Raw genomic sequence first — 12,772 nt, 5'->3', positions numbered from 1 at the left:
TCAGGACGTGGCGAACGTGAACCAGTTGAGGTTGACGAAGTCGGCCGGCTGGCCGCTGCTGAAGGTGATGTAGAGCGTGTGCGTGCCGGTGACGCCCGCGATGTTGGCCGGGATGGTCTGCCAGCTCTGCCACCCGCCGGTGTTGCCGACCGCGAAGTCGCCGATCGGGGTGGCCGTCGGGCTGTCGAGCCGCACCTGGATCAGGCCGCTCACGCCGGCCGCCGCGCCGGAGGCGACCCGCGCCCTGAACTGCCGCGCCGCCGTCGAGCCGAAGTTCACCTTGTCGTAGCGCAGCCAGTCGCCGTTACCGATGTAGGCGACGTTCTGCCCGCCGCCGGAGTCCTGCGTCGTCTCAAGCTGTGTGCCGCTCTGCGCCTGGTACGCCTCGGCCTGGATGGTGGAACGGGCGTCCACGCCGCCCGGCGGGTTGCTCGGGGTGGCCGACGGCGACGGGTTGCTCCCGCCGCCGCTCTGCCAGACCGCGACGTAGTCGACCAGCATCGGCCGCCCGGAGACGGTGGCCGAGGTCGGCGTGGAGAATCCGGCGACCCCGTTGGGGAACCCGCCGCCGATGGCCACGTTGAGCAGCAGGAAGTAGCCCGCGTGGGACGTCATGTTCGACCAGGTCGTCGCGTCGAGCTGGCTCTGGCTGACGCTGAAGAACTGCTGGCCGTCGACGTACCACCGCAGTTGGTTGGGGCTGACGCTGCGGTCCCACTCGAAGCGGTAGGTGTGGAACGCCGACTGGCAGGACGAGCCGGGGCACGCCCGGCTGGTGCCGAGGCCGTTGGTCTCGTTGCACGGCCCGCCGGGGTTCACGCCGCAGTGGAGGGTGCCCCAGACGGAGTTGAGGCCGTTGACGTTCTCCATGATGTCGAGCTCGCCGATGGACGGCCAGTTCTGGTAGTTGCCGCGGTACGGCGAGCCCAGCGCCCAGAACGCGGGCCAGTAGCCGAGGGCGGCGTTGCCGGTGACGTTCGGCATCTGGATGCGGCCCTCGATCCGCAGGACGCGCCCGTCGGCGGGCTTGAAGTCCGAGCGGCGCGTCTCGATGCGGGCGGAGGTCCAGTTCGAGCCGCTGCCGATCGGGGTGATGCGCAGGTTGCCGCCGCCGTCCAGGCTGAGGTTCGCCGGGTCGGCCGTGTAGTTCTGGATCTCGCCCGTCCCCCAGTTGCCCGGGCCTCCGGGGTACGCGTGGCCGGTGTCGATGATCCAGTTGCTGGACGACGGCAGCGATCCCGACGACCCGTTGAAGTCGTCGGACCAGACGAGCGACCAGCCGGACGGCGTCGCGGGCACCGACGCGTCGGCGGGCCGTACGGCGAGGGCCGCGACCGCGGCGGTGGCGGCGAGCAGCGCCACCATCGAGCGCCGCCATGGGGAGTGGAGCACACGCATGAGTACCTCTCTCCTCGGTCCGGTCGTCGCGGCGAGGGGATGGGGGGTGCGGGCGGCCTCACGGGCGGAGACGGCACATCCGCACGTCTGCGCAGTGCACGTCCTTTACGGCCGGACGGCGGCGTCCGGCGAGGAGCCGTGAGGGCCCGCGCACCGCGAACCGCGGACCACTTGAGCGCCACTTTCCCCTTTGAATCTCACTCGCGTCAAGAGGATCTGTGAAATCTGAGAGAGCGTTCTCTTGCGTTTAAGGCTCGCATAAAGCTGACAAGCGAGAGCGCTCTCTGTTGGCACGAGCGGTGCTGTGACGAACGGGAGCGGGCCCTGTCAGGAGCCCCGGCCCCAGCGGTAGACGCCGTACCCCATCAGCAGCAGGCTGACCGCGCCCGCCGCGGCCCGCCCGGTGTTCCAGGCGGTCCACCGGGGCGAGTAGTCCGACCAGATTTTGGCCGCCTCCACCGGGTCGCCGTGGACCACCACGGCGGCGAGGGCGTCGTTCATCGGCACGTTCACCGCGGCCGTCGGCAGGATCACGCCCACGGCGTACACTGCGGCCGCCGCGAAGAAGGGCCACGCCGCGCCGGAGCCGGAGCGGGACAGCAGCAGGGCGCCCGTCCCGGCGGTGACGACCGGGGCGAGGACGAACGCCGCCAGGAACACCGGGTTCTGGATCCTGACGTTGACGGCGTTCATCGCGTCGATCGCCGAGGAGGCCCCCGCCGCGTTCAGGCCCGGCATGACACCGGCCGAGAACCCGAAGAAGGTGCCCGCCATCCCGGCGGTCATGAGCATGGAGAGGGCGGCGGAGGCGGCGGCCGGAAGGTAAATCATGATGATCAGTCAACCGGCGGACCGCTCCGGGCGACATCGCCGAGACGCTCGACCGCATATCCGGCCGTCTACGATCTGGGCATGGACGCGCTGGCCGACCTTCTGGACGGGCCCCGGGCGCGGGGGGCCTTCCTGCTGCGGGCGACCCTGAGCCCGCCCTGGTCGGTCCGGATCCAGGACGAGGCGCCGCTGTGCCTGGTGGCGATGGTGCGCGACGAGGCGTGGATCACCCCGGACGAGGACCGGGCCGTACGGGTGGGGCCCGGCGACGTGGCGGTCGTGCGCGGTCCCGCTCACTACACGGTCGCCGACGACCCGGCGACCGCCCCGCAGGTCGTGATCCACCCCGGGCAGGTCTGCACCACGCCGGACGGCCGCGCCCTGTCGGCGGAGATGGACCTGGGCATCCGCAACTGGGGCAACGACCCGGACGGGTCGGCCGTGATGCTCATCGGCACCTACCAGATGCGCGGCGCGGTCACCGGGCGGCTGCTGGCGGCGCTGCCCACGCTGCTGGTGCTGCCCGGCGACTCCTGGGACGGCTCCCTAGTCACGCTGCTCGGCCGCGAGATCGGCAGGGACGAACCGGGCCAGGATGTGGTGCTCGACCGCCTGCTCGACCTGTTGCTGATCGGCGTGCTGCGCGCCTGGTTCTCCCGGCCGGACGCGCGGCCCCCGGGGTGGTACCGCGCGCACGGCGACCCGGTGGTGGGGCGCGCGCTGCGGATGCTGCACGCCGAACCGGCCCGCCCCTGGACGGTCGCCGAACTGGCCGGCCGGGCGGGGGTCTCCCGCGCCGCGCTGGCGCAGCGGTTCGGGAGGCTGGTGGGCGAGCCGCCGATGGCCTACCTGACCGGGCTGCGGCTGGCACTGGCGGCCGACCTGCTGCGTGAGACGGACGCGACGCTGGAGGCGGTGGCCCGGCAGGTGGGGTACGGCACCGCCTTCGCGCTGAGCACGGCCTTCAAGCGGGAACACGGCGTGAGCCCCCAGCGATACCGGGAGAGCCCGCGCCGCTCCGCCGGTTGACCGGCCTGGGTGGGCGGCACGCCGGCCGGGACGTGCCGCCCACCGCGTTCGTCAGGACGTGGCGAACGTGAACCAGTTGAGGTTGACGAAGTCGGCCGGCTGGCCGCTGCTGAAGGTCAGGTAGACGGTGTGTCTGCCGGTGACACCCGTGATGTTCGCGGGGATCGTCTGCCAGGCCTGCCATCCGCCGGTGTTGCCGACGGCGAAGTCACCGATCGGGGCGGCGGTGAGGCTGTCGAGCCGCACCTGCACCAGGCCGCTCGCCCCGCCCGCCGCGCCGGAGGCGACCCGCGCCCTGAACTGCCGCGCCGCCGTCGAGCCGAAGTCGACGTTGTCGTAGCGCAGCCAGTCGCCGTGGCCGATGTAGGCGACGTTCTGCCCGCCGCCGGAGTCCTGCGTCGTCTCCACCTGCGTGCCGCTCTGCGCCTGGTACGCCTCGGCCTGGATGGTCGAGCGCGCGTCCACCCCACCAGGAGACGGCGAGGGCGATGGAGAGGGTGACGGAGACGGCGAACGGGACGGGGAGGGGGAAGGAGAGGGCGATGGAGACGGGGACGGGGACGGTGACGGGGAGGAGGACGTGCCCGCGCTGGTCGCGGTGGACCTGGCCGGGACGGTCAGCGTCCTGCCGTCCGAGAACGTGACGACCCTGGCCGACGAGCCGAAGTTGTGCGCGACGTACGTCCGCGCCGAGCCGTTCACGAACACGGCGGCGGTCGGGCTGTCGGCGGTCACACCCGGATCGACCACCCCCATCCTGGCCAGGTTGTAGATCCAGTGGTAGATGTGCGCGAGCGACTCCCCCGACTCGGGCGTCAGGGTCGTGTATCCGGCGTCCCACGCGCTCTTGGCCGCGGCCGGGTCGGCGAGCGCCCGGAACTCCCAGACGACGTCCTTCCACTCGACCGCCGGGCCGCCGTTGTTCGCCTCCATCTCCGACAGGTTCTGCTTCACGTCGGCCTGGTACAGCCCGTGGTAGAGCGACCCGCCCGTGACCGGCAGCACGTTGATCCCGTGGATCTCCTCGGGGTTGGCGGTCCACCAGGTGGAGTACGCCGCGCCGGAGCCCCAGATCATGCCCGCCGTGTCGTGCCGGAACCCGGCCGGGAAGACCGCGTCGTCCTTGTCGAACCAGTACTGCGCGATGGCCGACGTCTGGGTCGTGTGGAGGTAGACGCCGAGGTCGCGCAGGGCCGTGTCGCCCGTCGCCGCGCCGAGCAGGATCGCCCCGGCCGCGAAGTTCATCGCCTCCGACGACGACTCCTCGTTGTTGCCCGCCGCGAAGCCCTGGTGCCCGGACGCCCAGCCGTTGCCGGCGTACGGGTCGAAGTTGCGCAGGAACGGGAACCGGGTCTCCGACCTGTCCCAGTTGTTCGCGTCGGCGGCCAGCAGCCTGGCCATCGGCGCCCAGTTCGCCGCCCAGGCCGCGTCGTACCTCGCCACGGTCGCGGCGGCCATCAGGTAGTAGCCGTAGTGGAAGTGGTGGTCGTTGACCTCGGTGTCGCTGCCGTACGAGGCTGGGTAACCGGTGAGCACGCCCCAGGTGGAGTCGTAACGGAACTGCTCGGCGCCCCCGGCGGTGAACCAGCTCTCCAGCTCGCCCTTGAGCAGCTCGAGCAGCCTGTCGCGGGAGGTCGTGTCGCCGAGCTGGTCGGCGATCGGCACGAGCTGGGCGAGGCGGCCGAGCGCCTTGCCGGTCCAGTAGGTGTCGGTCGCGCCCTTCCACGGGTCGGCGGCGTTCGCCTCCTGCCTGACGTAGTCGCCGAGCCGCGTCCTGTCGTACGCGCCGAGGTCGGGCAGCGACGGCAGCACGCCGTGGAACGTCTGGGCGGTGGTGAACGACGTGCCCTCGCGCAGCTTCATCGTGCCGCGCGGCGAGACGTACGTGTACGACGTCAGCGGGCTGCTCGTGGCCAGCCACTGGTGACGGTAGAGCGCCAGCAGCGTGCCGGTCTGGGTGCCCTCCTTGACCGTGGTGGTCGCCGTGTAGGTGGTGGTGAGCCGCGCCGACGGTTCGTCGTACGACCAGGTCACCTTCGTACCCGTGACGAAGCTGAACGCGTATTTGGCGAACAGGTCGAGCGTCGAGGCGGAGGCGTCGGGCAGCACGGCGACCGAGAAGTAGTTCCGCCCGCCGAGCGCGTCGGTCGCGACCGTGCCGCCGATGCTCCAGTCGGTGCCGGACGGCCCGAAGATCCCGTAGTGGTGGCCGTTGACGGTGACGCCGAGGACGTTGCCCCGGTCGGCCCAGACGGTCGGCGTCGCCACGAACGCGACCCGGGCGTCGCCGCCGCTCGGCGTCGCGTAGACGTACGGCAGGCCGTGCCCGATGGTGGCCTTCAGCGAGCGCGCGCCGTCCGACCAGTACGGCGTGACGGTCCAGTCGGACCAGTCGTCCACCCGGGTGTCGGGCGAGTTGAGGCCGGTGACGCCCAGCGTGAGGTCGCGGGCGTGCGGGAACTCGTACTGCCGGCCGTCGGAGCTGATCAGCGGGGTGGTGGGATAGCTGACCTCCAGCCCGCCGGCCACCGCGTGGAAGGCCAGCGGGTGGCCGTACATGTTCTCGGAGTACGGGTTTCCGGCGTACCGCTGGAAGGCGAGCGACGACCACCAGTCGTTGGTGGGCACCTTGCGGGTGACGTTCGAGGTGACCTTGGGCGTGACCGGGGCGCCGTCGGAGTTGGCGGGCCCGCTCGCCCCTGCGGGCAGGTCGGTGGTGTAGCCGCCCGCCCCGACGGGAACGGTGGCGGCGCCGGCGGGCGTGGCGGGGAGGATGGGCAGGGACAGGGCGAGGGCGGTCAGGACCGCGAGGCCGAGGGTTCTGAGGGGGAGGGTCCTGAAGGGACGAGATGGCATGGGCGACCTCCGCTGGGGGGTTCGACGACTGCGGGAGGCGTTCCGGGATTCGGCGGCACGACCCGGCAGCACTTCTGGAAGCGCTCTCAGCGTGGTTGACGCTAGGCGTGCTGAAATAGGCTGTCAACGCGCAAGGAAAGTTTCACGGCGAGCGCGAGAGCGCTCTCTCTCGTTGGAGGAATCGTGCAGGGAGCTGTGAAGGGTTGACCACGGAGACCACGGAGACCACGGCCACGCCGGGCGCACTCGTCTTTCCCGACGGCTTCGTCTGGGGAGCGGCCACCGCCGCCTACCAGATCGAGGGCGCCGCCGCCGAGGACGGCAGGGCCCCCTCGATCTGGGACACGTTCTCGAAGACACCGGGCAACGTCACCGACGGCCACACCGGCGACGTCGCCTGCGACCACTACCACCGCTACGCCGACGACGTCCGGCTGATGGCCGACCTCGGCCTGGCGGCCTACCGGTTCTCGGTGGCCTGGCCGCGGGTCATGCCCACCGGGGCGGGCACGGTCAACGCCGCCGGCCTCGGCTTCTACGACCGCCTGGTGGACGAGCTGCTCGCCCACGGCATCACGCCGTACGTGACGCTGTATCACTGGGACCTGCCGCAGACCCTGGAGGACGCCGGCGGCTGGGCCGCACGGGACACCGCCGCGCGCTTCGCCGACTACGCCGCGGTCGTCCACGGGCGGCTCGGCGACCGCGTCCGGACCTGGACGACGCTGAACGAGCCGTGGGTCGCGGCGTTCCTCGGCTACTGCTCCGGCGTGCACGCGCCGGGCCGGCGCGATCCGGCCGCCGCGTTCCGCGCCGCCCATCACCTGCTGCTCGGCCACGGGCTGGCGGCGCGGGCCCTGCGCGCGGCCGGCGCCGCCGAGATCGCGCTCACCCTCAACCTCTCGCCCGTGATCCAGACGGACGGCGGCGAGAGCGAGGCGCGGATCGTGGACGGGCTGCTGAACCGGCAGTTCCTCGACCCGGCCCTCCGCGGGAGCTACCCGGAGGACCTGCTGGAGATCGTCGCGCGCCACGGCGGCCTCGGCCACATCCAGGACGGCGACCTGGAGGCCATCCACCAGCCGATCGACCTGCTCGGCGTCAACTACTACAACCCGACCTTCGTGTCGGCGGGGCCCGGTGAGCCCGCCGCCCCGCCCTTCCCCGGCAGCGAGGACGTCCGGTTCGACCCGCCGCCCGGCGCGACGACCGCGATGGGCTGGCCCATCGACCCGTCCGGCCTGGAAAGCCTGCTCGTACGGCTGTCGCGCGACTATCCCGAGGTCGGGCTGATCATCACCGAGAACGGCGCGGCCTTCGACGACAAACCCACCGGTGACGCCGTACACGACGACGACCGCGTCGCCTTCCTCGACGGCCACCTGCGGGCGGCGCACGCCGCGATCGCCGCGGGAGCGGACCTCAGGGGTTATCTCGTATGGTCGCTGCTGGACAATTTCGAGTGGGCCTACGGCTACCACAAGAGGTTCGGCATCGTGTACATCGACTACGAGACCCAGCGGCGCGTGCCCAAGGACAGCGCGCTCTGGTATCGCGAGGTCGTCAGGCGCAACGGGCTGTAGGGGATCGATGAAACAGGGTGACGCATGAAACGACCCACGCTGGAGGCGGTCGCGGCGCGGGCGGGAGTGTCCCGCGCGACCGTCTCCCGGGTCGTCAACGGGCAGCTGACGGTGACCCCGCAGATCAGGGATGCCGTCATGCGCGCCGTCGACGAGCTGGGATACGTCCCCAACTCGGCGGCGCGCAGCCTCGTCACCCAGCGGACGGACTCGGTCGCGCTGGTGGTGTCGGAGCCGCCCACCCGGGTCTTCTCCGAGGACCCGATGTTCTCCACGGTCATCCGGTCGGCCAGCCTTGAGCTGGAGGCCGCCGACCGGCAGGTCGTGCTGATGCTCGCCGGCTCTCCCAAGAGCCACGCGAGGATCGAGCGCTACGTCGCCGGCGGCCACGTCGACGGGGTCATGCTGATCTCCATGCACGGCGCCGACCCGCTGCCCGCCGCCCTCGCGCGGATGGGTGTCCCCGTCGTCTCGTACGGCAGGCCGGCCGTCCCCGTGCCCCTGCCGTACGTGGACAACGACAACGTGGGCGGCGCGGAGAAGGCGGTGCGCCACCTGCTGGACCGGGGCCGGCGGCGCATCGCCACGATCGCCGGCCCGCAGGACATGATCGGCGGCCAGGACCGGCTCACGGGCTACCGCGACGCGCTGCGCGACTCCGACCGCCGCTCGATCGTCGCCGTCGGCGACTTCACCCGGCAGTCCGGCGCCGTCGCCATGCGCCACCTGCTCCAGGACGACCCGCACCTCGACGCCGTGTTCGTGGCCAACGACCTCATGGCGATCGGGGCGCTGCAGGCCCTGCGTCAGGCGGGCCGCCGGGTGCCGGACGACGTGGCGGTCGTCGGCTTCGACGACATCGAGGCGGCCCGCTACACCGAGCCGCCGCTCACCACGATCAGGCACCCGGTCAGCGAGCAGGCCGCCGCGATGGTCCGGCTGCTGCTCGGCCTCCTGCGGGGCGGCCCGGCCGCCTCCGTGGTCCTCCCCACCGAGCTGGTCGTCCGCGACTCCGCCTGAGCGTACGGAAGGGTCAGGACCCCGAACGGTCAGGACGCCGTGGTGAGGGACTCCACCGGCAGGCCGGCCTCGACCCAGTCCTGGATGCCTTCCCGATACTTGCGCACGTCGGTGTATCCGAGCGCGGTCAGCCGGTTGGCCACGGCCTGACTGTTGGGGCAGGAGGGGTTCGAGCAGTAGGTGACGATCGGGGCGTTCCTGTCCGGGAGCAGTTCGGCGGCCCGCTCGGCCACCTCCGCCTCCGTGAGCGAAATCGCTCCCGGAAGGTGCTGCTGGGCGTAGTAGTCGCCGCCGAGCGCGTCGACGACGGTGACGGCGCTGGCGTCGATCGCGGCCTTGAGCTCGTCCCTGCTGATGAGCGCGGTCATTGCGTCCTCCAATTAACTGGACTACAGTCCGTTTGTGTGAACAGCTCAGAAATTAGCGGACCACAGTCCGGTTCGTCAAGAGACCTCACCTCCCTGCTGGCCGACCCGCCCCGCGAGCGTGCCGACGCCGCCCGCAACCGGCGACGGGTGCAGGAGGCGGCGGCGAAGCTGTTCCGCGAGCACGGGGTCGAGGCCGTCTCGATGGACGCGGTGGCGGCGGAGGCCGGGGTGGGCAAGGGCACGCTGTTCCGCCGGTTCGGGGACAAGTCGGGGCTCGTGGCGGCCCTGCTCGACGACAAGGAACGGGACCTGCAGGAGCGCATCCTGTCCGGGCCGCCGCCGCTGGGGCCCGGCGCCTCAGCGGGCGACCGGGTGCGGGCGTTCGTCGCGGCCTACGCCGACTACCTCGTCGAATACCTCGATCTGCTGCGCGTCTCCGAGACCGCGAGCCCCGGAGCCAGGTATCGGATCGGCGCCTACCGTTTCTGGCACCGCCACCTGGCGATCCTGCTCGCCGAGGCACGCCCCGGCGCGGACGCCGACTACCTCGCCCACGCGCTGCTCGCCCCGCTCGCCGCCGAGCACGTCACCGCCGTGCTGCGCGAGTGCGACGCGGCCCGGGTCACCGCCGGTCTCGCCGCCCTCGCCGACGCCCTGATATCAGCGCCGGCGGGCGGGTGATCGGCCCATCCAGCGGCGCGGTTCGGGCTTCAGGCGAGCGCGCCGGTGATGCGGGCGAGCGCGTCGAAGGAGGCCAGGCCGTATGCGTGGAAGTCGGCCGCGCCTGCCCCGGCCGTACGGGCGGCGCGGACCTTGGCGGCGAGCCGGTCGGCCGAGTCGGTGTCGGGGGCGCCCGGTCGCAGCACGACGCGCAGTTCGGGGTTCTTGCCGATCGACCGGCGGTAGGCGGCGACGTCGTCGGCGATCCGGGCGGGGTCCCGGGCGTAGCCGAGGACCGCGAACGACGGGACGATGTCGCCGAGCGCGACCAGGTCGATCCCGAGCTGCCAGGAGTCGTGCGCGGCCAGACCGGCCGAGGGCAGCCCGTGGGCGTAGCCCTTCGCCGCTCCCGTCGCGTCCGTGAACGTCAGCCGCGCGCCCTCCGCCGTGACTGCGGCCGCGACCTCTCCCACCAGCGAGGTGACGCTCTCGGAGCGGGCCCGCGCGTACGCCACCGCCTCCGGTCCCGCGTAGGCCGTCAGCGCCGCCCGCGTGACCTCGCCCTCCGCCGGGGGATCGCCGTCCAGCACGCCCCCGACGATCCTCGCGCACTCCTGCCTCGCCGTCTCGGCGTTCACCCCGAGGTCGGCGGCCCGGCTCATGCAGTGGGGGCAGAAGCACAGGCCGAACAGGAAGGCGTCCATCGGGCCGAGCGGCACCGAGCACCGCTCGTAGCCGAAGGGCGCGAAGTGCAGCGACTCGGCCACGACCGTGTCCACCCCCTGCCGGGCGACGGCCCGGGCCAGCGCCACGGCGTACGCCCGCACGTCGGGGTGCGCGGGACACAGGTCAGTCGGAGCGCCGCGGTCGCCGAAGCAGTTCTCCACCGTCACGTCGGGGCAGGCCAGGCCGATCGCGGCGTTGCGCAGGAAGACCGTCCAGCCGTGCAGCCGCATCCCCCGTTCGGCGCAGGCCGCGCGCAGTTCCTCTACCGGCCGGTCGTCCGCCCCCGGCTGCACGGGCGGAGCCAGGCGCAGCCCGCCGAACAGATCCTCCGGCGGTGGGAAGTGGACGCCGTCACCGCGCAGCGTCAGCCGTGTGGCGCCGTGCGGGGTGACGTCCCTGGCCTGGTGATAGGCCGCGGCCACCGCGACGCCGCGTACGCCGTACGTGGAGGCCCGGTCGAGCAGCCCGCGCACTCCCTCGGCGCGCAGGTCCTCGACGAAGACGTACAGAGCGCTGTCCATCGATCAGCGGCCCCCCTCGCCCTCTCCCGACCACCTCGTGGATCGTACTGGACACCGTCCCGGGAGTAGACTCGCGGCCTCGCACCGATGATCACAGCACTGGTGATCACAGAGGGGACCGAGCATGAGCGGCGACCCACGGCTCGAACGGGCCGGAACCCTCTACGAGCGGGCGGTCTTCGGCGGCGACGCCTCGGCTCTCGCCGACGCCGGTCGGGAGCTGGACGCGGTCGAGGCCGATCTCGCCCTGGCGCGCGGGCGGGTCGTCCACGCGCGGTTCCTGGAGAGCGGCGAGGAGGACCCCCGCGAGCAGGACCTGTTCGAACGCGCCGCCGATCTCTACCGGCGGCTCGGCGACCTGCGCGGCGAGGGCGAGGCGCTCTTCTGGATCGGCTGCTTCCAGCAGGTCGTGCGGCGCGACCACGAGGCGGCCGGGGCCGCGTTGCGGCGGTCGTACGAACTCGCCGAGGCGACCGGCGACACGCTGACGATGTCGTACGCGCTCAGGCATCTGGGTATCGCCGAGCATCTGGCCGGACGGCTGGAGCCGGCGCGGGAGCTTCTGGAGGAGTCGGCGCGGCTGCGCCGGGAGATCGGTTTCCAGCCGGGCGTCGCCGCCAACCTGGTCGGGCTGGCCTACATCGCCGCCGCGCAGCACCGCGGGGAGGACGCCCTGCGGCTGCTCGGCGAGGCGGCACAGCTCGCCGAGGAGAGCGGCGCCGAGGGAGTCGCGCGGCAGGTCGCGGAGGCCCGCGCGGCCCTGTGACGATTGCGCCGCTCCGATTCGCCGTTCGGGCCGCATTCGATGGAGTGTTCGATATAGGGTGTGACTGACCGTGATGGAGAGCTCTCGCTTCCGCCGGTCCGATTCCACCCGCCGAAGAGGAGCGAGCACGTGACCGAGCCCAGGACCCACACCCTTGAGGTGCCCGGCTGCACCCTGTACTACGACGTGCGCGAGGCCGGGGAGAGCGACGCGCCGATCCTGCTGATGATCGGATCTCCGATGGACGCGCGGGGGTTCACCGCCCTGGCGGGGCACTTCGAGGATCGCACGGTGGTGACCTACGACCCCCGCGGGATCGAGCGGAGCACCCGCACCGACGGCGCCGCCGAGTCGACGCCCGAGCTGCACGCCGACGACCTGCACCGGCTGATCGACGCGCTCGGCGGCGGGCCCGTGGACATCTTCGCCAGCAGCGGCGGCGCGGTCAACGGGCTCGCGCTCGTGGCCCGGCATCCGGAGCAGGTGCGCACGCTCGTCGCGCACGAGCCCCCCACCGCCCGGCTGCTGCCCGACCGGGAGCAGGCGCTCGCCGCCGTCGCCGACATCCGGCAGACGTACGACAAGGAGGGCTTCGGCCCGGCGATGGTGAAGTTCATCGCGATCGTCAGCCACCAGGGCGAGATCCCGGCGGACTTCGCCGACCAGCCCAGGCCGAACCCGGCCGACTTCGGGCTGCCGGCCGAGGACGACGGCACCCGCGAGGACCCGCTGTTCGCGCAGAACCTCGTGACCTGCACCCACTACGAGCCCGACTTCGAGGCGCTGCGCGCGGCCCCGACCCGCGTCGTGGTCGGCGTCGGCGTCGAGTCGGAGGGGCAGCTGGCCTGTCGCGGGGGCCTGGCGGTCGCCGAGCGGCTCGGCACCGAGCCCGTGACGTTCCCCAGCAACCACGGCGGGTTCCTCGACGACACGTTCGGCGCGCCGGGCGACCCCGACAACTTCGCCGTCACACTACGCCAGGTCCTCGCGGGCTGAACCACGCTCAGGCCACAG

The 12,772-nt window shown here is 72.3% G+C and carries 11 protein-coding genes; 6 read left to right on the top strand and 5 right to left on the bottom strand.

The features are described from left to right. Both Mam01_RS25145 and Mam01_RS25140 read right to left on the bottom strand, forming a co-directional pair. Entirely contained in the window at positions 1 to 1,398 is a 1,398-nt protein-coding gene (locus tag Mam01_RS25145; RefSeq protein ID WP_239101593.1) for a glycoside hydrolase family 16 protein, read from the bottom strand. Positions 1,399 to 1,725: 327 nt separating this feature from the next. Beyond that, complete coding sequence (locus Mam01_RS25140; RefSeq protein WP_204287661.1) at positions 1,726 to 2,229, bottom strand: anthrone oxygenase family protein; 504 nt, start codon at positions 2,227 to 2,229, stop codon at positions 1,726 to 1,728. A gap of 81 nt (positions 2,230 to 2,310) precedes the next feature. On the opposite strand from Mam01_RS25140, the gene Mam01_RS25135 reads away from it, so the two are divergent. Then, the gene (locus Mam01_RS25135; protein ID WP_204287660.1) at positions 2,311 to 3,258 is read left to right on the top strand and encodes an AraC family transcriptional regulator; all 948 of its coding nucleotides are present in this window, start codon (positions 2,311 to 2,313) and stop codon (positions 3,256 to 3,258) included. A 51-nt stretch (positions 3,259 to 3,309) separates the two neighbouring features. Here Mam01_RS25135 and Mam01_RS37865 read toward each other — a convergent pair whose 3' ends face one another. Further along, positions 3,310 to 6,114: a glycosyl hydrolase gene (locus Mam01_RS37865; RefSeq protein WP_239101592.1), complete on the bottom strand. Its 2,805-nt coding sequence runs from the start codon at positions 6,112 to 6,114 to the stop codon at positions 3,310 to 3,312. 203 nt (positions 6,115 to 6,317) lie between these two features. Here Mam01_RS37865 and Mam01_RS25125 point away from each other — a divergent pair, with 203 nt between their 5' ends. Then, a complete protein-coding gene (locus Mam01_RS25125; protein ID WP_204287659.1) occupies positions 6,318 to 7,697 on the top strand; it encodes a GH1 family beta-glucosidase in 1,380 nt (459 codons plus the stop codon). A 24-nt stretch (positions 7,698 to 7,721) separates the two neighbouring features. After that, positions 7,722 to 8,717 (top strand): LacI family DNA-binding transcriptional regulator, encoded by a 996-nt coding sequence (locus Mam01_RS25120; protein WP_150930107.1) that lies wholly within the window; start codon positions 7,722 to 7,724, stop codon positions 8,715 to 8,717. Positions 8,718 to 8,746: 29 nt separating this feature from the next. On the opposite strand, the gene Mam01_RS25115 is transcribed toward Mam01_RS25120, so the two are convergent. Further along, positions 8,747 to 9,085 carry a rhodanese-like domain-containing protein gene (locus Mam01_RS25115; protein ID WP_204287658.1) on the bottom strand — a complete coding sequence of 113 codons (339 nt, stop codon included), beginning with the start codon at positions 9,083 to 9,085 and terminating at the stop codon, positions 8,747 to 8,749. A 36-nt stretch (positions 9,086 to 9,121) separates the two neighbouring features. On the opposite strand from Mam01_RS25115, the gene Mam01_RS25110 reads away from it, so the two are divergent. After that, complete coding sequence (locus Mam01_RS25110) at positions 9,122 to 9,766, top strand: TetR/AcrR family transcriptional regulator (RefSeq protein WP_239101591.1); 645 nt, start codon at positions 9,122 to 9,124, stop codon at positions 9,764 to 9,766. Positions 9,767 to 9,795: 29 nt separating this feature from the next. Here Mam01_RS25110 and Mam01_RS25105 read toward each other — a convergent pair whose 3' ends face one another. After that, positions 9,796 to 10,992, bottom strand: coding sequence for a hypothetical protein (locus Mam01_RS25105; RefSeq protein ID WP_204287657.1), 1,197 nt, complete (start codon positions 10,990 to 10,992; stop codon positions 9,796 to 9,798). 124 nt (positions 10,993 to 11,116) lie between these two features. Here Mam01_RS25105 and Mam01_RS25100 point away from each other — a divergent pair, with 124 nt between their 5' ends. Together Mam01_RS25100 and Mam01_RS25095 are read left to right on the top strand one after the other, a co-directional pair. Beyond that, positions 11,117 to 11,758: a tetratricopeptide repeat protein gene (locus Mam01_RS25100; RefSeq protein WP_204287656.1), complete on the top strand. Its 642-nt coding sequence runs from the start codon at positions 11,117 to 11,119 to the stop codon at positions 11,756 to 11,758. Positions 11,759 to 11,887: 129 nt separating this feature from the next. After that, on the top strand, positions 11,888 to 12,754 hold the full coding sequence (locus Mam01_RS25095) for an alpha/beta fold hydrolase (RefSeq protein ID WP_204287655.1): 867 nt from the start codon (positions 11,888 to 11,890) through the stop codon (positions 12,752 to 12,754). The last annotated feature ends 18 nt before the right edge of the window (positions 12,755 to 12,772 follow it).

Source organism: Microbispora amethystogenes (genome assembly GCF_016863015.1).
Taxonomy (GTDB): domain Bacteria; phylum Actinomycetota; class Actinomycetes; order Streptosporangiales; family Streptosporangiaceae; genus Microbispora; species Microbispora amethystogenes.
The sequence above is the reverse complement of the archived record's forward strand: the minus strand, read 5'-3'. Positions and strand labels throughout refer to the sequence as shown.